General features: G+C 41.1%; 10 protein-coding genes and 1 pseudogene. 5 read left to right on the forward strand and 6 right to left on the reverse strand.

Annotated features, from left to right (window positions below):
• Positions 1 to 15: 15 nt before the first annotated feature.
• Positions 16 to 3,681 (reverse strand): response regulator, encoded by a 3,666-nt coding sequence (locus H6F41_RS09865; protein WP_190403311.1) that lies wholly within the window; start codon positions 3,679 to 3,681, stop codon positions 16 to 18.
• Between the two features lie 11 nt (positions 3,682 to 3,692).
• Complete coding sequence (locus H6F41_RS09870) at positions 3,693 to 7,940, reverse strand: PAS domain S-box protein (protein WP_190403312.1); 4,248 nt, start codon at positions 7,938 to 7,940, stop codon at positions 3,693 to 3,695.
• A 497-nt stretch (positions 7,941 to 8,437) separates the two neighbouring features.
• Here H6F41_RS09870 and H6F41_RS09875 point away from each other — a divergent pair, with 497 nt between their 5' ends.
• Both H6F41_RS09875 and H6F41_RS09880 read left to right on the forward strand, forming a co-directional pair.
• A complete protein-coding gene (locus H6F41_RS09875; RefSeq protein ID WP_190403313.1) occupies positions 8,438 to 11,647 on the forward strand; it encodes a PAS domain S-box protein in 3,210 nt (1,069 codons plus the stop codon).
• A gap of 93 nt (positions 11,648 to 11,740) precedes the next feature.
• Positions 11,741 to 14,224, forward strand: a complete 2,484-nt coding sequence (locus H6F41_RS09880; RefSeq protein WP_190403314.1) for a PAS domain-containing protein — start codon at positions 11,741 to 11,743, stop codon at positions 14,222 to 14,224.
• 18 nt (positions 14,225 to 14,242) lie between these two features.
• Here the strand turns inward: H6F41_RS09880 and H6F41_RS09885 are convergent, their stop codons facing one another.
• From H6F41_RS09885 to H6F41_RS19350, 4 genes and pseudogenes are all read right to left on the reverse strand, one after another.
• Positions 14,243 to 15,943 carry a SulP family inorganic anion transporter gene (locus H6F41_RS09885; protein WP_190403315.1) on the reverse strand — a complete coding sequence of 567 codons (1,701 nt, stop codon included), beginning with the start codon at positions 15,941 to 15,943 and terminating at the stop codon, positions 14,243 to 14,245.
• Positions 15,944 to 15,955: 12 nt separating this feature from the next.
• Positions 15,956 to 16,408 (reverse strand): hypothetical protein, encoded by a 453-nt coding sequence (locus H6F41_RS09890; RefSeq protein ID WP_190403316.1) that lies wholly within the window; start codon positions 16,406 to 16,408, stop codon positions 15,956 to 15,958.
• 93 nt (positions 16,409 to 16,501) lie between these two features.
• A complete protein-coding gene (locus H6F41_RS09895; protein ID WP_190403317.1) occupies positions 16,502 to 16,987 on the reverse strand; it encodes a hypothetical protein in 486 nt (161 codons plus the stop codon).
• Positions 16,988 to 17,253: 266 nt separating this feature from the next.
• Positions 17,254 to 19,569 (reverse strand): annotated as a pseudogene (locus H6F41_RS19350) (NACHT domain-containing protein).
• A gap of 402 nt (positions 19,570 to 19,971) precedes the next feature.
• Between H6F41_RS19350 and H6F41_RS09905 the strand changes: the two are divergent.
• From H6F41_RS09905 to H6F41_RS09915, 3 genes are all read left to right on the forward strand, one after another.
• The gene (locus tag H6F41_RS09905) at positions 19,972 to 20,304 is read left to right on the forward strand and encodes a hypothetical protein (RefSeq protein ID WP_190403318.1); all 333 of its coding nucleotides are present in this window, start codon (positions 19,972 to 19,974) and stop codon (positions 20,302 to 20,304) included.
• A gap of 153 nt (positions 20,305 to 20,457) precedes the next feature.
• Positions 20,458 to 21,234: an outer membrane protein gene (locus H6F41_RS09910; RefSeq protein ID WP_190403319.1), complete on the forward strand. Its 777-nt coding sequence runs from the start codon at positions 20,458 to 20,460 to the stop codon at positions 21,232 to 21,234.
• 144 nt (positions 21,235 to 21,378) lie between these two features.
• Positions 21,379 to 22,311: a GGDEF domain-containing protein gene (locus H6F41_RS09915; RefSeq protein ID WP_190403320.1), complete on the forward strand. Its 933-nt coding sequence runs from the start codon at positions 21,379 to 21,381 to the stop codon at positions 22,309 to 22,311.
• Positions 22,312 to 22,445 lie beyond the last annotated feature (134 nt).

Below are 22,445 nucleotides of genomic sequence, written 5' to 3' on the forward strand. Positions count from 1 at the left end.
AACGGTAACATCAATTCATGAATTGCCATTACCGTTTAGATTGAGAATGTCTTGAATCAGATTGTTGAGTTGACGTAGGCGAAATGGTTTCGATAGATATTCATTTGCCCCCGCTTCTAGACATTTCTCGCGATCCCCCGTCATTGCTAAGCCAGTTAACGCAATAATTGGAATATTCGCCACATCTGGATTAGCACGAATAATCTTGATCGCTGTTAGTCCATCCATTTCAGGCATTTGAATATCCATCAAGATAATATCGGGCTTCTGAGCGATCGCCATGTCTACGGCAATCTGTCCATTTTTAGCTAGTGATAATTTATAGCCGCGACTTTCCAGATATCCCCTGACACTTTCTATATTTGCCTCATTATCTTCGGCTAATAAAATTGCAATAGGCTTTAGTTCTTGATTAGATGTATCTAAATTTTGTGATTCGGTCACTACGGATGGAACCCCTTGAATCATGTTGTTGACAACTAAATCATGCTGAAAGGGAACCCGTACCCGAAACTGAGTCCCTTTGCCCACTTCACTTTCGACCGTAACAGAACCATTGTGCATTTCTGTGATTTTTTTGACTAAGGATAGCCCCAATCCTGTGCCTGCATATTTACGATTGAGAGCGCTGTCGATTTGAACAAAGGTTTGGAATAGTTTACCAATATCGGCGGCAGCAATGCCAATTCCTGTATCAGCGACCACAAAATCAATATAAAACTGTGACTTTTGAGAAGATGAATTGACAGATAAATTAGAAGATAAATCGGGAGAAGATAGATTAGATTCCATAATATCTACAATCAAACTTACCTTGCCCTTTTCTGGTGTGAATTTCACGGCGTTGGTGAGTAAATTGATCAGAACTTGGCGCATTCGCAATTCATCAACGTAAATATATCTAAAAGCATGATTATGCAAGCGTTCACTCAGTTGTAGAGATATCTGAATTTCCTTTTTAAGGGCAAGCTGCTTCACAAAGGTGAGACTGTCATTGCAGAGCTTTTTAATCTCGACATTTTCAGGGTGTAACTCTAGTTTTCCCGATTCCACCTTGGCAAGATCGAGAATATCTGTAATTAGGGCAAGTAAGTGCTGTCCGCTCGACTCGACGGTACTAATTGCTTTGCCTTGACGATCACTCAATTTCCCCAATACTCCCTCTAGCAAAGCTTCAGACATGCCTAAAATGGCATTGAGCGGGGTACGCAACTCATGACTCATGTTAGCCAAAAATTCATCCTTGAGGCGCGTTGCTCTGGCTAGTTCCACATTGGCGATCGCCAGTTTTTCATTGTTTTCTTGCAGTTGTGCCTCGATTTGTTTGCGCTCAGTTAGCTCGATCTGTACCTGTTGATAGAGATCCGCTTGTTGAATTGCGATCGCAAGTTGCGACACAATTTGGGTTAAAAAGTCAATCTCAAACTGTTCCCATTCCCTTGGGCGAGAGCATTGATGAATACATAGGAGTCCCCAGAGATACTCTCTCTGACCGCCCTGTATCACTGGCACAACGATTTCTGCTTTAACTTCTAGTTGCTGCAAAATTTGACGATGGGACTCAGTAATCTCTGCCCTGTCAAGATTCGCAATCATGCTAGTTGTGGCAGATTGATAATGCAAAGCAAAATGCTTGCCAAAATCGCCACCGTGAATCGACTGCTCAAAGGCATTTGTAAAACCATCCTGTAACTCTTCCGCCACAAATGCTCCATCTTGAAGCTCAGATTCAGGATAGAAATAGAAAATACTCACGCGATCAACCTTGAGCAATTGCTTGACCTCATGTACCACCGCTTGAAAAATAGTTGGTAACTCTAGAGATTGGCGAATGCGCTGCGTAATTTCTCGCAATGACTTCTCTCGCTCCGCCTGCTGCATTAACTTTTCTTCAGCTTCCTTTAATTCACTGATATCTACCGCCAAACAAATAACTTCATCTTGGCTAATCATTGCGCCACTCAGCAACACTGGCAAGCGTTGACCATCTTTGCAGATATATTCCTTTTCGTAGGGAGTATTAAAGCCACTCTCTCTCATTCCCTGTAATGCTTTTTCATCTTGTGGCTTAAATTCCAGTGGCGTAATGGCGCGACAGTTGATCAGACGATTTTGGAGATCTTCCACAGAATATCCAATCATCTCTAAGAAGCGATTATTGGCACTCAAGACTTGTCCATCTAGGTTACAGGTAAATACACCTGCGGCATTGGATTCAAACAAGCGTCGGAATCGAAACTCACTTTGTCTCAAATCAGAGGTGCGCTGCTCTACACGATCCTCTAGTTCTTGATTTAGCTTTTGCAGAGCAGTCTCCGCTAGTTTCTTTTCCGCAAGTTCGATTTGCAGTTGTTCATAGAGACTAGCTTGATCAATGGCAATTGCCATCGGATTACACACCTGACGGAATAGCTCCGTTTCCCATGCTTGCCAATAGTGGGGCTGGCTATGGTGGGCGACTAGCAATCCCCAAAGATGATTATTTTGGATGATGGGAGCAACTAATTTAGCTTTGATGCCTAGCCCTTGCAAAAAATTTTGCAGACAAGGACGAATACTAACTTGATCGAGATTATCAATTTGATAAATTCTGCCTTCGATATAGCTCTGATGGGCTTCTGGGGGAAATATTTCCTCAGAAAGGCTCATATCTAACATTGGTGCTAGCTGACTAGAAACTGACTCTGCCACAACCTTACCGCTATCGTTAGGTAAGATGCTGTAGACCAATACCCGATCAATCTCCAAAATCTTTCGCAGTTCCGTCGTTGCCGTATTCAGAATTGCCGAAAGATTGAGGGACTGACGAATACTCAAGATGAGGCTAGAGACAATATGTTCTCGTTCTACCTGTTGCCGAAATTCAAGTTCCTTTTGTTTGCGAAGGGTAATATCTTCTTTAACTGCTACATAGTGCGTGACATTACCATCATCATCTCTAATAGCCGAAATGGAAGCTTGTTCCCAATACAGTTCGCCATTACGCTTTTTATTTAATAATTCGCCATGCCATTCTTTGTCATGGGTGATGTTGTCCCAGAGTTGTACATATTTGTCGTCTGCATTAAACCCAGACTTGAGAATGCGCGGATTTCTACCGATCGCATCGTTGAGGCTATAGCCTGTCAGTTGTTCAAATTTAGGATTTACATATTCAATGTTGCCCTCCATATTCGTAATCACGATTGAAGCAGGGCTTTGCTCAGATATCCGCGAAAAGATTTTTAAGCGCTCTTCGGCTTTTTGGCGTTGGATGATTTCTGCTTGTAGCTGTTGATTTTGCTCAACTAAACTTTTGCTGAGGCGACGGATTTTTAGATGTAGTTCGATTCTCGCAATTAGCTCTTCCTGCTGAAATGGCTTGGTGACATAATCTACCGCGCCGAGTTTTAGCCCCTTGGTTTTGTCGGCGGTACTCGCAAGGGCAGTCATAAAAATGATTGGAATCTCATTGGTAAGTTCGGATTCTTTTAATTTTTTGCAAGTATCAAAGCCATCTAACTCAGGCATGAGAATATCGAGCAAAATTAAATCTGGCTGTGCTTTGGTAATTTTCTGAATCCCCGTTACCCCATCCATAGCGATGAGAATCTTATAGCCAAAGGACTCTAACACTTTAGACAGTACCTTTACATTGGCGGGATTATCATCAACAATAAAAATAACTGGAGGGTTAGACATAGGTTTATTGGTTATAGTCCAGACTCAATTAGCTGCAATATGTTCTGCTCATCAAAGGATCGGGCAAAAACTAGTAATTTATCAACAAAATATTGGTACTGGGTGTCAGTCTGGATAATTTTTTGAGCAATTTGCTCAATCCCCCCAAAATCACCGATATCTAAAGCTAGTTTGATTGCCTCAATGTCTGAGGACGGAGGTAATAATAACAGCTTATTGTCGGTTTCTAAACTTGTCTCTGCGGCAGTTGTCTCTTTCCATATCCATGATATTTGCAAATATTCTTGGAGCTTGTCTAACAGAATAACCGAATTAATCGGTTTTGCCAAAAATTCATTGCAGCCTGCCTCTAAACTCTTGACTTTTTCGGTCTCTAAAATGCTTGCTGAAAGGGCAAAAATTGGCAGATTGGCAAATTCTGGCATCTGCCTCAGTTGACGAGTCATTTCAAACCCATCCATCATCGGCATCACCAGATCGGCAATGATTGCATCTATAGGATGATTCCCTGCCATCATGATTCCCTGCTGACCATTTTCTGCCTCGATTACCACAAAGCCCAAAGGTTCCAGTAAATGCTTGATCACAACACGATTCATCCAGCGATCATCCACCACCAAAATCGTAATTGGCTCTCCGTGGTAACCGATGATATTGGTGTAGTTAGCGTCGATCGCTGTGCTGTAGCTTGACCAATCATGATCAGTAATATCTTTCGGCTGGTCGAGATCAAACCAAAAACAACTACCTTGATTGATCTGACTAGTCACTTGTAACTTGCTACCCATCATCGTGACTAACTTTTGAGTAATGGCTAGCCCTAAACCTGTACCATCGGGTCGATTTTGACGATCGCCCACCTGCTCAAAGGGTAAGAAGATTTTAGCGAGGTCTGCGGCGGCGATCCCCTTACCTGTATCAATAATCTCAAAGCGAATCTTTGGTAATAAAGCGCATGAATCATCCTCTTGCTGGGTTTGCGGCTCGGTTGCCACTAAATGTACCCTGAAAATCACATTGCCGCGATCGGTAAACTTGATCGCATTGCCCAACAGGTTCAGCAAAATCTGACGCAGCCGTTGTTCATCAACCAATATATAGTCAGGTAGATGCTCTGAGACTTGGTAGACAAACTCTAAGTTCTTCTCTTTAGCTTTAATTTCACAAATCTGCACGACCCCTGTTAAAAAGGTTGCTAGGGATATTTCTTCGGGAAACAGATCGAGCTTTTTAGCTTCAATTTTCGATAGGTCTAAAATCTCAGAAATCAAGTCTAGTAGGTGTGAACCACATTGATAGATGACTTTAAATCCATCAATTTGACGTTCAGTTGCTTCATCATCACTCAATAAAATTTGGGCATAGCCCAAGATGCCATTGAGGGGAGTCCGTAGCTCATGGCTCATGCTTGCCAAAAAGTCACTCTTGGCTCGGTTGGCAGCTTCTGCCTGTTCCTTTGCCTCTCCCAAAACCAGCTCATAGGCTTTGCGCTCGGTGATATCCATCGCCATAGAAATGATGGCACGTTGTCCATTGGCAAGTTGCCCAAGGGGAGCTGTCACAAAATTCCAAATTTTCTTAGAACCATCCTTGGCAAAAAACTCAAATTCTCCTTCATCAAGCTTCTCGTTGATACCATAGAGCTTAGAAATTCCTTCTAGAATCAACTCATGATTTTTTTGATAAGCCTTGTATACCCAATCTCGAACCGTGGGAATCTCCTCATGGGTATAGCCAGTGATTTCTGTCCAAGCCCGATTGATTTGTAAGATTTGCCCACCCTCAACATGAATCACCAAGGGAAATGGTGCGTAGTTGATCGCACGGCGCATTTGGTTTTCACTTTCTTGGATCTTTTGGGTTACTTGTTTTTGTTCTGTGACATCCGTTGCCATGCCAATGATGACTTTAGAATGATTAGTATTGCTGAGGAGTGCGGACTCAAATCGCCAAATCCTTGTTGCACCTTCATAGGTGGTGATCGTTAATTCGGTGGAGACAGCCAAATCATCGCTATTGTCTTCAGCATCATAATGATCAACATTGAAATGATGATTAGAGGGAACTAAAATCTCTTGATATTCTTGACAAAATTGTTCTGTCCATTCGGTGACTTCAAGGATGTCACAGTCACCATATCCTGCTTGATTAATCCACGCGCGATTGACTTGCAAAGGCTTGCCATCAGTCGAATAGAGTATGATTGGAAATGGTGCATTCACAATTGCCAATCGAAATCGCTCTTCGCTCTCTTGGAGCAAATTTTCGCTACGTTTACGCAATTTCTCTGACTCTAACAAGCGTAAGGCTAGGCAAATGTCTTCGGTCAACTCTGTAAGCAAATTCACAACATCCTCAGCAAAATAGTCAAGCTCTGATGTGTAAAACATAATTGCGCCGACGGTATGCTGATCGATGGGTAAGGGAAAAGCCGCAACACCTCTAAAACCATATTGATTGGCTTGGGCGCACCATGGCAGAGTTTGAGGATCGTGCAGAAAGTCGTTAATGATGATGATTTTTCTTTCTCTAATGGCTGTGCCTGCGGGGCCGTAGGCAGTAGGCAGAGAGGTGTCAATGGAAACTTGGATGTCTTGAAGGTAGTCAAGGGCTTCACCTGCGACCGCTATATGCTCCACATTCAGGGTTGCAGTGTTGGCGATGCCTACCCACGCCAGTCGAAAGTTACCATAGCTAGTCGCAATTTCACAGATTTTTTGCAATAGCTCGGCGGGGTCTTGAATCCGCACGATGGATTCATTAGCACGACTTAGAAATGTATGTAGTTGTGCTGAGCGTTCTAGTTCATGCTGTAGTTTGAGCCGACTGGTGATGTCTTGGATAAATACAAAGAATTGCCCATCTTTTTGGGATAGGTAAGAAATGCTAAGTTGCACATCAATGCGATCGCAATTTTTATGTTGCCACTGCTGATGAATTTTTTCCTTATTAGCGGCGATGAGATGATCAATAAATTTAGTGGGGTTAGTGGTTGGATTGATTTCCAAGTCAAAGATTGATCGGGCTAAGAGTTCATCAATGCTGTAGCCCGTCATTTCCGTCAAAGCCGCATTGACCTCAATAAATTTACCACTGCGATCGAGCATGGCATAACCATCAATGGAGGTTTCAATGGCGGTGAGATAGCGGGAAGCATTATCGGCAATAATCAGTGCTTGTTCAGTTTCTGCCCTTTGCAAGAGGGTTTGCATTGCTAATTGACCTGAGCGGCGAATTTGATAGGCAATATAAAAGACAATACTGATCAAAGTCCCTGTTAAGGCACTGATGATCAGCCCCAGTCGATTGAGAGGCACATTTGCCTCACTCACATCTATTTTGGAAATTAACACCCAATTAGTGCCTGTGATTTTGACTGATGCCCCAATCACAGGAATATTGCGATAATCAATTCCCTGCATTAAGGTCTTGCCTTCTTGGATAGCCTGTATCGCTAGCAGATTTTGACTGTTTGGGGCTCTAATTGATCTCGTAAAATTCAAAGCGGCATTGGGCTGATAACGGAGTGGACTTAGTTGTCTTACCAAGTCATCTTCTGGACGAACCAAAAATGTCTCACTGGTAAGTTGTAAGGATATTGCTGATTGAAGTAGGGGAAATAGGTAATTATAGGGCGATGACTGGATGTATACTGCGCCGATAAAAGCATTTTTTTCGTCATAGACTGGCGCAACCACACCACAGACAATCACGCTGTTAGTATCAGTTTTTTGCCAGTGCAAATCGATAAAAACTTCTTGACTTTGGATTAAAGGCAGCTTTGCCATTTCCTGTACGGCTAGTTGCACCTCTGGGGTTAAGGCTTCAACCTGCCCTGCTTGCCATACAGATTTGCCCTTATGGTTGATTAAAGTAATATTGCGATAGTTATATTCTGTGATGGTGGCGACTGCGCCAAACTCCAAAAAAGTTCTTTGCCTTTGTGATTCAGGGTTTTGAATATTACTTTCTATGGATTGCAGCGTAATCATCACTGAAGGTCGAGTGGCAAAGATGACGGCATCAGCTTTGCGCTCAGTGATCCATTTTTCAATTTGATTAGATTTTAATGTACCAACTTGCAACAGATTTCTCTGGGTACTCTGGTTAATTTCTTGTCCAAACCATTGAAATGCAATTAATCCCCCACCCGATATTGTTGCAACTGCGATCGCAAGTCCCCAAAATAGGTTTTTAGTTTTGGAGTGGCGTGTTTGTAGTTGCGTATTTTCCAAATCCTGCGGCAATTTATTTACCATTTGGATCATCTAACCTACAAAGAGACAATCGAGCAAAAAATATAAAACCTAGACTTAAGATCTAAATTTACTTGAGATCTAGGTGATATTTATATTTATTTTCGCCTAAAATGCCGAATTGTAAGCCAAGTTAAATGAATTGTCATAATTTCAAGATTAAGCCCCTCACCCCTAGCCCCTCTCCCTAGTGGAGAGGGGAATAAGAAAAATTCTTGCTCCCCTTCTCCCCTAGAAAGAAGGGGCTGGGGGATGAGGGCTAAGCTAATTGTGACAATTAGTTTAACTGAGGTTGATATTCAGTTTTTTGGGCTGACAATATTGATATGGCAATTTAATATTGTATTTACTGATAAATTTCCACACATTTTATATTTGTGGGTGGGATAAAAGAGATGCTGAGCAAATTATTGCAAAACTTACCTATAAACATAATCAATATAGGGAATAGAGGGGGGATCGAAAATGCTCAGATTAAGCATCCGCCCTCTACAAAAAACTTGTTTATAGGATTAGCGATCGCAATTATCGGTATAGCTGGCGGTGGCTTATGGACATTTCAATGGTTCAGCACCAAAATTGCCCGCACCACCGAAGAAAACTTACGTGCGATCGCAGATTTAAAAACAGCACAAATTAATCAATGGCTCAATGAGCGAAAAAGCGATGCCGTAATACTGGCTTCGCGAGTATCAGTTTTAAACGCCTTGCAAGTGATTGACAATGTAAAACAAGATCCTGAATCACAAAGACAATTGCAAGTCATGAAGCAACTAGGTATCGACTACAAAAATGCCTACAACTATCGCCGCATTGTCCTCATCAATCATCGCGGGCAAGTGGTCTGGCAAACAGGCAAGTCTGAAATCTTGCCCAAGGGCGTAAATATTGCCTTTCAGAAAGAATTAGAAGCAAGAACCCATAACATTTGGGAATCGGAATTAATTGATTTCGATTGGATCGAAACTGATGTAGAGAAAATAGCTGTCTATGGCATATTTGCACCAATTCATGATTCGCAAAGTAGCTTTGTGGGGGCGATCTATGTCGAAAGTGATCCTAAACAAGATTTAATACCACTAGTTACTCAATGGCAAACATCTAGCGAAACTGCTGAGAATTTACTAGCCAAACGCGAAGGAGATGTGGTGCGATTTCTCACACCGATGCGTCATCAAAATAATGACTCCTTAGATTTTACGAGACCAATTAATCAGACTAATTTTCTTGCTGCAAAAGGGCTAAATGAGTCTAGGGTCGTTGGTCAATTCGTTGACTATCGCAATATCCCAGTTTTTGGCGCGGCACTGAGAATAGAGGGTACACCTTGGGTATTGATTACCAAGATCGATCTCAGTGAAGCTAATGCCCCCCTAAACCAATTGGGTCTGGCTGTGCTGGGGCTATCAAGTCTTTTGATCAGTATTGTTGTATATATTGCCTATCAAATTAGACAGTCAGGGAAAAAGGCAATTCATGTACTCGCACAAGAAGCAGCTATCGAGAAAGCGAAAATTATTGCCGAAAGTGCCTCGCGCTACCTCAATGCCATCGAAACCTCCATTGATGGCTATGCCATGCTTAACTTCCTTGGCAATTTTATAGAAGTAAATGAAGCTTTATCCAACATTACTGGCTATAGTAAAGCCGAGTTATTACATCTTTCCATTTGTGATTTAGAATTCAGTGAAAGCTGTCAAATATCTATTCCCAAACTCATCCATAGCAGCAAAGAACGAGTCAGTCAACAATGGAAGCATAAACTAGGGCATCGCATTGATGTTCAAGTTAACACCTCCTATTTAGATCAAGGAGATGGACAGTTTTTTCTGTTTGTGCAAGATATCACTGAGCAGAAACGCATTACTAGGGCGCTCAAAGAAAGTGAAGCAAAGCTGCGCCGTGCGATTGATGATGCTCCTTTACCTATTATTCTCCATACTGAAGATGATCAAGTTTTGCAACTTAATAAAGCTTGGACAAACTTAACGGGCTACACCATCGAGGATATTCCCACCATTACCGAATGGGCAAGGCAAGCCTATGGTGAAAACTATCAAGAAATAAAAACACAAATCGATAAAGTTTATCAAATTGAGCAAGCCACCCATGACGGGCAATATGCACTGCGTACCAAAGATGGTTCAGTGAGAATCTGGGATTTTAGCGCCTCACCATTAGGTACTCTGGATGACGGCAGAATGATGATCATTACCATGGCAATGGATGTCACCAAGCGCCATCACGATGAACTGGCTTTGCAACAAGCCAAACAACAGGCAGAAGAAGCTAACCAAGCAAAAAGCACCTTCCTTGCGAATATGAGCCATGAATTACGTACGCCACTGAATGGCATTCTTGGCTATACGCAAATTCTCTCCCTCGATCCTGATTTAACACAGGATCAAAAAGAAGGACTAGATATAATCAGTCAATGTGGCGAACATTTACTGGGCTTAATTTCAGAAATTCTCGATCTCTCGAAAATTGAAGCCCATCACTTAGAGCTAGGAGCCAACGCTGTACAGTTGCCGAAGTTCTTGATGGGAGTTGGTCAAATCTGCCAAATTAAGGCTGAGGAGAAGGACATCATCTATCACTATGAAGTGACTGATGATTTACCCAAAGTTGTCCTCGTCGATGAGCAACGCTTACGCCAAATATTGATCAATTTGTTAGGCAATGCTATTAAATTTACCGATTGCGGCACTGTCACTTTGCGAGTGCAACTATTACCTAGTAATCAGGATACTTCTGAATCTGATGCGATTTTGCCGTATCTCAGTAATATCCGTTTTGAAGTCATCGATACAGGTAAAGGTATTTCTCCTGATGATATGGCAAAGATATTTCTGCCCTTTGAGCAGGTGGGCGACCCGAACAAACGTACTGAAGGAACAGGTTTAGGTTTAGCTATTAGCCAAAAACTAGTCAATATGATGGGTGGACAATTACAAGTTAAGAGTGAAGTTGATCGGGGTAGTTGCTTCTGGTTTGATTTGGAATTGCCTGAACTCAATGCAATTGTGGAGTCAAGTAAGTGTAATGATGAAATCATCAAAAACTTTAGCCGCATTAAAGGCTATGAAGGCGATCGGCAAACAATTTTAGTGGTTGATGATCGTTGGGTAAATCGGGCTGTGATCAAGCATTTCCTTGAACCCTTAGGATTTAAGATTTTAGAGGCAGACAATGGTTATCACGGCATCAATATTGCTACCCAAAATCATATTGATGCAATTATTACCGATCTGATTATGCCGATTATGGATGGTTTTGAAATGGTACGCCATTTCCGCAATATATCAAGATTTCAAAAAATTCCGATCATTGCTATTTCTGCAAGCATTATCAATATTAATAAAATCAGCAGCATCCAAGTGGGCTGCGATGATTTCCTGACTAAACCAATTAATTTTGCAATCTTATTAGATAAAATCCAGCAATACTTAAACTTATCTTGGATTTATCAAGATTCTCTAGCAACTACAACAGCAGTAGTTAGTGACGATCCCCTAGTCATGCCGCCCCAATCAGAGCTAACTAAGATTCATGAAGCTTTAGAGCTTGGTGATTTCTCGGCAATTATAGAGATTGCTCAAATTATTCGCGACCTCAATCCGCAATATCAAAATTTTGCCAATCAACTCTTGTCAATGGCACAAGCCTTTGATGAAGGAAGCATCAGTAAGTTAATTGAGATTGTATAGGACTATACTTAATTTAGATATTTTTAGGATCTGTTCTTGACAAATTCTTGAAAATTATTAATGTGCTTCACTTCTCGCATATTTGCTAAATCTATGTTCGATCAATCTTTGAGTAATTTGACTTGTGGGGAATGTGTCTTACAAAAAATTGCGATCGCAGTACCCGCATGTCTCCACAGCTTGTGTCAACGCACCGACGGCTCGCTAAGCTTTACCTACATTAGCCCCTACATCCAAGAACTACAGGAAGTGACCGTAGAGGAGGCGATGGCAGATGCGAGCCTTCTCCTAAATCAAATCCACCCTGATGACGTAGATACCTACCTTGCCGCCGTTGAAAATAGTAAACACACCTTACAACCATTTCACAGTGAATTTCGGATCATCACGCCTTCTGGTCGGCTAAAGTGGATACAGGTAAGCACACGCCCTGAAAAACTCCCCAATCAAGATGTGATTTGGCATGGCATAGCTTTGGATGTGACTGAGCAAAAGCAAACGCAACTAAAGATCCAACAGCTAAATGAAAACTTAAACGAGCAAGCTGCACAGTTACAAATCGCACAACAGGAAGCACAACAGGCTAAAGATGAACTACAAAAGCTTGGTGAGACAGCATTACAACTAACAGAAAATATCCCCGTCGGTACTTACGTTGCCAAATTGTCCGATGATGGCGTATTTAAGTTCATTTTCGTCAGCAATCGCTTTCTTACCATGGTCAATCTACAAAAACAGGAAGTGCTAGCTGATCCGAATGTTGTATTTCAACAAATCCATCCTGATGATTATCAGGAATTTATGCGACTCAATAGCCAAGCTATGAGGGAAAGATCTCACTTCTATTGGGAAGGAAAATTGAGCGTCAATGATCAAATTCGATGGTATAGCGTCGAATCAATTCCCCGAAACTTACCCAATGGTAGCAAGGTTTGGGAAGGGGTAGTGATTGATATTACTGACCGCATTGAGACCCAACAAAGGATTGTCCAAATTAACAATGAGCTAGAAGAAAGAGTAAATCAACGCACCGCCGAGTTGCAAGCGAGTGAAAATTTATGTCGGCGCTATTTTGATCAGGACATGATAGGGATGGCAATGACCTCACCAAGCAAGGGATGGCTCAATGCCAACCATCGACTTTGTGAGATTTTGGGATATTCCTTCGCAGAATTGCAAGAATTAACTTGGGATCAAATTACCTATGCCGATGATTTGGACATGAATCTAGAATATTTCAATCGGATCATATCAGGTGAAACCGAAGGATATGAATTCGATAAACGCTTTATCCATAAAAGCGGCAAGATCATCTATACCAGATTGTCAGTGCAGGCACATCGACAACCCGATGGTAATATCGATTTTTTGGTGGTTTTGATACAAGACATTAGCGATCGCAAAAAAGTAGAAATTGACTTACAAGAAAGTCAAGAATTTCTCCAAAAAATTGCCGATGCCTCCCCAAACATTATCTTTATCTATGACATTCAAGAACAGCGCAACATTTACGTAAACCGCGAGATTGGCTCAATTCTGGGCTATAGCCCTGCGGAAATTCAGGCAATGGGCACAAACTTTTTTCCCATGCTGATCCACCCTGAAGACCTGCCAACCATTGCCTCTGAAAATGAGCAATTAAAAGAAGCTGTTGAGGGCAAAATCTATGAATGCGAATATCGCATGAGAAACATCTCAGGGGAATGGCGCTGGCTCTATAGTCGCTATTCTGTCTTTAGCCGCGATGCTATGGGAAAAGTTAAATTCATGATTGGCTCTGCTCAGGATGTCACGGCTCGCAAATTAGCGGAAATAAGTCTCCAGCAAACCTATGAGGAACTATTACAAGCAACTCGCCTGAAGGATGAATTTTTGGCAACCATGAGCCACGAATTGCGAACTCCCCTCAATGCAATTCTTGGTATGACCGAAAGTCTCCAAGAAGAAGTATATGGTGAAATGAATGATCGACAAATCAGAGCCTTGGAACTCATAGATCAAAGCGGATTACATTTACTTTCCCTCATCAATGATGTTCTAGATATTGCCAAGATCGAATCAGGGCAGATGCAATTGCAGTTAACCGCAACTTCCATTATTTCCCTATGCGAGTCAAGTCTCAAGTTTATTCAACCCCAAGCCTTAAAAAAACAAATTCAAGTTCAAATCAATTTGCCCGATATCATCCCAGACATCTATTTAGATGAACGTCGCATCCGTCAATCGCTGATCAATCTGCTGAATAATGCCGTCAAATTTACTCCTGATGGTGGACAAATTACCTTAGAAGCTATTTATCCGTTATCTACGCAATCGAGCGCTTCAGCCAGTGATCTGCAATACATCCGTTTGTTGGTAAAAGACTCAGGCATTGGCATTGCCCCTAAAGCGATTGGTAAGTTATTCCAACCTTTTATTCAAGTGGATAGTGCCTTAAATCGCAAATATGAAGGTACAGGTTTAGGGTTGGCGATAGTAAAGCGAATTATCGAACTGCATGGAGGTGAAGTGGGTGTTACTAGTGAAGTGGGTGTGGGCAGTTGTTTCTTTATCGATTTACCATGCCGTAATCACTAGAACTTACTAGGCAATGGCTCATACAATCTCACCAAGAGAGAGAGTAGCTGTTTCGTTGAGATTTGGCATGATTTTACGGATTGCATCTTCTGTGGAATTAAAGCAGTTTGCATAACCAATTTCCTTAAGTAATCCACTACGCTCTAGCAGTTGCTCGACTTCAGGGCGCAGAGCGCTCAAAATTAGCTGGCAGTTGTGACGTTGCAAATCGTGATAAATCTCTTCTAGCGCGACCAAACCAGTTGTGTCCATACTTGGCACATAGCGCATTCGCAAAATCAAGAACTTAACCTCAGGGGCATCACGCAAGAAGCTCACAAATCTTTCCGCCGCCCCGAAAAACATCGGCCCATCAATCCGATAAATGGCTATTTTTTTACCAAAGTCTAGGGGAACACCCGCAGGAAAGACCATCTCTTCAGGCATTTTGACAAGGCTTAACTCACTCATGCGTTTGATGAAAAGAACTCCTGCGGCAATCAGACCAACTTCCACAGCTAAAACTAGATCGAAGCAAACAGTTACTAGCCATGTCAACATCATTACTCCAAAGTCAGCATAGGTCGTATGAATGAGTAAGCTAATCGCTTTCCATTCCATCATGCGGATACTGGTAATCATGAGGATGCCCGCAAGTGCCGCGAGGGGAACTTGCGAGGCTAGAGGTGCAAAGGCTAAAACTATGAGGGCAAGAGCAACACCGTGAATTACCCCTGATAATCGAGTTTTGCCACCAGCACGCACATTTACCGCAGTACGAGCAATTGCACCAGTTGCAGGAATGCCTCCAAAGAATGGCACAATCATATTCGCAATACCTTGACCGATTAATTCGCGATCGCTATTGTGTCGATCGCTGACACTCATCCCATCCGCAACCACGGCAGATAGTAGTGATTCGATGCTACCTAGGGCAGCTAAGGCGATGGCAGGGTTAATCAATTCTCTGATCAACCGAAAGTCAGTCCAGTGACCAATTGTCTGAGGCATGGGCAAAGACTGCGGAATTACACCAATAGTTGGGACTTCTAAATTCCATTGCGATTTAGCAATTACAGCAACCACCGTCGCCACAATTAACGCCACTAATGACCCTGGCACCGATCGATTAACTTGATTCCATAATAATTTTGTGCCAATGGTCAATAATGCCACTGCGATCGCAAACCAGTTATAACCTTCTAAATTTGTGGCCGTTTGCCATAGTGATTGCAGGAAATGCTCTTGGTTCGGCAAATGTAACCCCAAGAAATTATTTAATTGTCCACAAAAAATAATGACTGCAATACCATTGGTAAAACCTGCGGTGACAGGATAGGGAATAAATTTCACTAAACGTCCTAGCTTAGCCACCCCAAGCGCAATTTGGATGATTCCTGCCATTACTCCCGCAATCCAAACTTTCTCAATGCCATACTTAGCAACTATTCCCACAAGAACTACTGCCATTGCTCCCGTTGGGCCAGTAATCTGCACAGGTGAGCCACCAAATACCGCCGCCACTATCCCAGCAATGATTGCCGTATACAGTCCTGCCTTGGGTTCAACTCCGCTAGCGACGGCAAAGGCAAGGGCTAAAGGTAAGGCAACAACTGCGGCAGTTAGTCCTCCTGTTAAATCACCACGCAAGTTACTGAATAATCCCTTGAAAGGATTGTTTTGTGAGTTATTAACGGAAGTTTGGCTAGCCTCGGTGTTTAAGCTTTCTGTTTGTGTCATGGCATTTTAATCCTAGTAAACAGCGATTACTTTACGGCCAATATTCGCCAAAAGATATTGAGCTTCAATTGCTGAACGATTTTTTACAACTGCTACTACTAAAAATTGACCATTTTTTACTTGGACTTCAAATTTTGCCGCAGAGTGAATATCAATTCCAAATTCCATTAAAATTTCAGGCAAACCTCCATCTATAGTGATATATTCCCAATTAATGGAATGTTCGTACTCTTGATAATTGCGAGTAATAATCACAATTTGAGAGGAAAGTAAACCCTGTCGTTGCAATTCCAATGAAGCATGTCTAGCTTCTTGACTAGAAGCAAAAGTATCTACCACCGTAAATATAGTTCCTGATTGAGATGATAGATCACTAGATGATAGATCACTATATGTTGTGTTCATCTTCTGCTTGCTTGCATACTTATTCAGTGACTTTGTACTAGTCGGGGCTTGAATCATCATCAGTTTTCCTCTGTCTGTAAGATCCCGTGGCAAATTGCTACTGTCTTATCCCAAAGCACAAAATGGCTAAGCCATTTTGTGCTTTGGGATTATTTAGTCTGCTTGAAGGGAATGTCCAGATTTTTCTAGTACATGCTGCACTTGACTAGCTTCGCGATCGCTGCCAACTTCAATGATTAAGAACTTACCGTTGTCAATTGCTTCTACAAATGTGGCAATGGCATGTTCACTAATTCCCAACTTAGTTAAAGTGAGTTCCAAACCACCTTCTGCATTGATGTTTTCCCAGTTCATAATACTTTGAGGCTCTTTATAGTGTTTGGCAACAATAGAAATATGAGCGACCCGCAATCCCTTCTGCTCTATTTGCAATACTGCCTGTTTCGCTTCTTCTTCAGAATCAAAGATGTCAACAACAGTTACTCTATTGGTTAATTCTGATAGAGAGGACTCACCATCTATGTAAGTCATCTCTGGCTCAATCGCATAGTTATTTAGCAATCCTTCACTATCGACTGTATGCCCACCCGCCTTGTTAATTTCGTCGGGATATACAGTTTGATTTGTTGATGTAGTCATTTGAAGCTCCTACGGCATACTGTAACTACCTTCTAAGAAGAATGCTTGACTTAATAATTGAGATCGAAAACTTGCTTGATTTCATTACAAAACGTAATACATAGAAGGTTCTTTTAGTTACTAATGTTACGTGAAACCCTCATCCCCCAGCCCCTTCTCCCTAGGGAGAAGGGGAGCAAAACCAATATTTTCTTGTTCCCCTCGCCCTCTGGGAGAGGGGCTAGGGGTGAGGGCTGTAGAAACTTCTACGTAACATCAATTATCTATTATTCCCATTCGCGCTTTTCGAGTTCTTGTTGTGGTAGTAACAAAGTTGCTTCTATTTCTTCGCGAATACTAGTGGTAACTTCGCAATTGCTATTGAGGCAATCAAGCAGCAGTTGATTGGCATCGTAATAATGTTGCAAAGCTTGTTCTTGAGAACTACTAAATTCCCACTTTTTGCCAATACTACGGTGGGATGCGATCGCAGCCTGTAACTTAGTTACCCAAGATGCATAATTTTTGTGGCACCAATTTTCAAAGCTTGCCTTTGTATGATTGGTATTGGGTAATTGATCACTGAGTTGCTGAAGTGATTTATGAAATCCAATATCAACGACAATCCCTAAAATATTACTCAGAGCCTCACTGCAAGCATGGACATAGGCAAAATCTTGACTATCTTGAATTAGAGATGTGCGTAATAGATCGTCGAGAGCTTCGTCTAAAAATTCACCCTGATCTAGGGCACAAGCTAAAGCAAGATTAGGGGCAAGATTGGGCGCACGGGTTAGTGCCAGATAAAAGGCTCGTCCTGTCGCAGATTTTGTTTCTAATGGATTCGATTTTGACTTTTGGCTAGCCCAAGCTAGAAAATCCTGTAGGTGTGGATCTTGAGAGACAAGACCATCGATTTGTTGCTTCATTAACTCTACCAAACCATCAGCACTGCGGAGCATACTTGATGTTAGTAAAAAGATCTCTCGCCAATGGGGATCGGTAATATGATTTACTAGCCCCTGTAGAGAATGCCCTAGGGCTTGGAGATTATGATTGGCAACAATCTTACGAGCTGTGAAATATTCTTGTAATGTCAGATAGGAGAATGAGAAGATGCCTCGCGCCCGCTCAGCTAAAATCCCATGTTGGGACTCAATCGCTTTTAATATACGTTCACTTGCCTGTTGAATTTCTTCAGGATCATCGCTTGCCTCGGGAAGGTTTGCCAAATAGTCACCGATATATTGCTCAACTACGCCTTGCTCAAAGAAATACTGTCCTTGCTCAAAGGTGGCGGCGGCAATTTGGCTCAATAATTTGAGCTTTTGGGGTAGCAAAAATCCCCGATAGACTTGATCGCGTTCAATTCCTTCGGCTTCATCCCATTTACCGAGCAGTAAATCCATCCCTTGCTTATAAAATTCGGCTTGCTTAAGGGGAAATTTGCCTTGACGATGAAATATGGAACAGGCAAGATGCAGAAACAAGGGTGTGGTAATCATGCGGCGAAATCGCCAATTTTCTGGCAATTCCAGCTTTTTCATAAATTCTGATGAATTTGCGACTCCCTCATCGGCATTGTAGCTAAAGGCAATAAACCATTTTTGTGAAAACCCAATAATTTGTTTCTAGGTAAATGGCGCGATTTCTACATCTGTAAAACTTTGCAGAGATAGCTTTTGTGAGGCAATGCGACAGGTTGCGACAAATTGGTTTTTGTGGTATTTGTCAGCAAACTGCCGAATTTCATTGATGACGACCTGTTTCTCTTCATGGGGAACTTCATCCATACCATCAATTAAAAGTAAAATCCTGCCTGCTTGTAATAGCTTTTTGATGACTGAGAGTTGTGAAATGTCGGAAGTAAGAAATTCCTGATGGATAAATTCTAATAAGTCAATTTGATTGTTATCTCTGCGAGCTTTGGCAAAATCTCGCAGTTTGATAAAGATGGGGATTTGACTTTCCCCAAACTGCTCACGATTACATTCAATGGCAAGATGTTTAAGAAATGTCGATTTCCCTGATCCCGGTTTGCCCAATACCCTGAGCTTGTTGTATTTGGCAACAGCCTGTATACCCGAAATTTGGCTTTCGACAATTTTGCCCAAGCCATAGCGATCGATATCTTCAGGGGTGAGACTATTGATCGCCGCAATTTCTAGCCATTGCTGACTGGCGATCTGTTCTAGGATGTTGACATCAATATAAATCTGTTCAATTTTAATAGGACGATTCACATCCAATAACCGCAAGATCCCACATTGATGATTGATTTTCTCGCGCCGTTTCGATCGCACTGTTTGCACAAGAATATCAATTCCTAATTCATTTAAATCATCATTTCCATCTTCAGTCCGATCGATGTATTCGAGGGGAGGATCAAGGGCAATTTCTCGCCAATCTAAATCTAATCTTGTACAAAGTTCAAAAAATGTATAACGTTCGATGGCTTGTCCTGCAAAGAAGCGCCAAATTGGTTGTCTAGTTTTGATTCCGACTTCATTGGCTAAGTATTCCTGAGTCCACCCTTTGAGAGCAAATTGCTGCTTAGCCTTTTTGATCCCTGATGGTGATGCCTTTAGAGATCGTTTTGCCATAGGGAGTAAATCTCGCGTGTGCTTTGTATATTTATGAGTGTCTTAATTATTCAAATAAGCGCTAAATGTTCAAAAACTCTAAGGCAAATATTTGCAATTAAGCCAATCAAAAATTAGCAGCATTGTTTCCAACATTTCTTTATCGCAACAATATATTTATATTTATATTTCGTTTTTTTTTGTTTTTTTGTAAAGATTTCCCCCGTTCTAAATCATTTTATACAATTCAATCTTTTGTCATGTTTTCACTATACATTATTTCCAACATTAAAGTGTAAAACTGAATTTCTGATGACATGAATTTACATAAGTATTGATATGTTTACAAGCAGATAAATATATTTGTCTAGCTATGAATATAGAAGCTTTTAATCTATTTAATTTCAAAAAATAATAGAGATTATGATCGTACAAGCAAAATATAAACGGGCTATGGGAATCTTTTCGGAACACATTATTGCAGAGATGGTTTTGTCTGGGTTACGGGATAGCAATTTTCCAATGGATAAAGTTTCTTTGATTAATATTGTTAGTAGTTTGATAGGGCTAGATATTGTTGAAGATCTTGCTAAAAAATATGATTGTCCAATCAGCCAAGGCGATTATCTAATCATGCTGGAAGGTTCAGATGACAATATTAAAACAGCCCAAAATATATTTCGATATCTAAGAATTAAGCATTGGGAAATTTCTGATGACAATCGAGATCCACATTCTTATCAATTGAATGTGTGAAATTTAGGATTCATGCGAAGAAATTAATCGTAAAAACAATAATTTACTTTTAATTCTTTTTGTAATCAAGCAAATCAATCATTAGATTAAACATGGTTATGTCAAATTAAAATTTATTGGGTCTTGAAAGATCCTTATATAAGGAGTAAAAGCATGAAATTGAATCTTCTGGTTGGCATCAATCTATATTTAGTGATTAGTTCTGTGGCTGGAGTACAAGCAAAGACAGATGCAATTATCGATCTTGAGAAACCGACTAAATGTCCAGCGCTAATTCAAAAAAAGGAAGTTAGACAAGTAACAACTCCTGTAAAAAATTTAGCAATGGTTGAATGTGTAAAGTTACCAGAGGGCAAGGTATCTACAGTAGCAGCATTAACCGATGTTCCCCAAACTAATGCCAGTAGCTTTAACAAGAATGAAACTGCTATTCCCCCAACTAATGCCAGTAGCTTTAGCAAGAATGAAACTGCGATCGCACAAATTCTTCCGCCCACAGACAGTAATGGTAATCGGATCTTTCGCTCTACTCGTTCTGGCCCAAGCTACATTGGCGTGGGCTTAAATTTTGGAGTTACAGGTAGTGGCAATTTAGGCGATCGCAGTTTTGTAATTCTCAGTAAATTAGGTTTAACGGAAACGATATCAGTTCGTCCTAGTATTTTCTTGCTCAGAGATTTTGCAACCCTCCTGATCCCTGTAACCTATGACTTTGAACCTCAGCAACCCTTTAGCGATTTCAGATTTGCACCCTATCTAGGTGGCGGCATCGCAATTGACACAGGTTCTAATAGTAGCTATGGCCCCTTGCTTACAGCAGGTGTTGATATTCCACTATCATCTAATTTCACGATTAACGTGGCGACAAATCTAGCATTTTTACGCAATACCGATTTAGGAATTGTTGTTGGTGTTGGATATAATTTTTAGCTCCCCAAAAGAAGTGATAATGCACTATTAACCTACGCTAAACAAGGGGCTTCAGCCCCTTGCCTTTCTTACAAATGATTTAGGATTGCTATATTTCATTTTTTGTAAGTTCTAATGGAGTAGAAAACTCTAAAGGAAAAGTAAATGACAACAAATGCAAATGTTTCGGGTAATTCAGTAACCAATGAAGAAATTCCTTTAAAACTTGTTCTTGATCAAAGTAAAGAAATCAAAGACAATGTTAAGAAAGCAGCAGAGCAAATCAACTTAGTTAATACAGCACTCAAACAAGAAGAAAAAATTAGTCATCCATACCCGACTATCGAAGAAGTGATTGCTCAAAATGAAGAAGCTGAGCAAAGAGTGACCAAGGCTGCGGAAGATTTACATCAAGTTAATACCGAACTTGCTAAGCATGTTGCGGAAAGAATTGATATTGAATTAGAATTGCAACAAACAAAGAGTGAGTTGCTAGATATTCGCGCCGACTTGTCAAAATCTCAGGTAAAAGAGAAAGATGCACTGCATATCGCCTTACATGACTCGTTAACAGGATTACCAAACCGTTTATTGCTAGAGCAGCATCTTGATCATGGATTGACCCAAGCTAGAAGATACAGTTGGAAACTCGCAATTCTATTCATTGACCTAGATAAATTTAAAAATGTTAATGACTCCTATGGTCACGATATTGGCGATAAAGTGTTGATTACTGTAGCAGAACGTTTGCAAGCTTCTGTGCGCGCTGAAGATATGGTCTGCCGATGGGGTGGTGATGAATTTATATGTGTTCTGTTGAATGTTAATTACGAAGACGATGTAATTAATCTTGCCAACAAAATGGTTGAACAGATTTCTCAAGAATGTAATTTTGACGGCACTGTGGTTTCTATCACTGCCACCGTTGGGATCGCTCTATGTCCTAGAGATGGTGAAACGGCTGAGATTCTCTTTAGACAAGTTGATCGCGCTATGTATAAATCTAAAGGAACAGATCAAAGAGTGACGCTGTTTGATGCAGCTATTTTGGAAAATCCCATACCTTCAGATGCGATCCGCCGCCCCTTTCTTCCATAATGGGAGAAATTGCTAACTTTGATGATGATTTGTATTTTATTCAATCAATTTAATCAATTCAGTCAGGAGATCAAATATCTATTTGTCATAGTAAACAAAGAAATCCAAAGTCGATTTCTTAATGGTTATCAATT

The sequence above is a fragment of the Pseudanabaena mucicola FACHB-723 genome (assembly GCF_014696385.1).
In the GTDB taxonomy this organism is placed as follows: domain Bacteria; phylum Cyanobacteriota; class Cyanobacteriia; order Pseudanabaenales; family Pseudanabaenaceae; genus Pseudanabaena.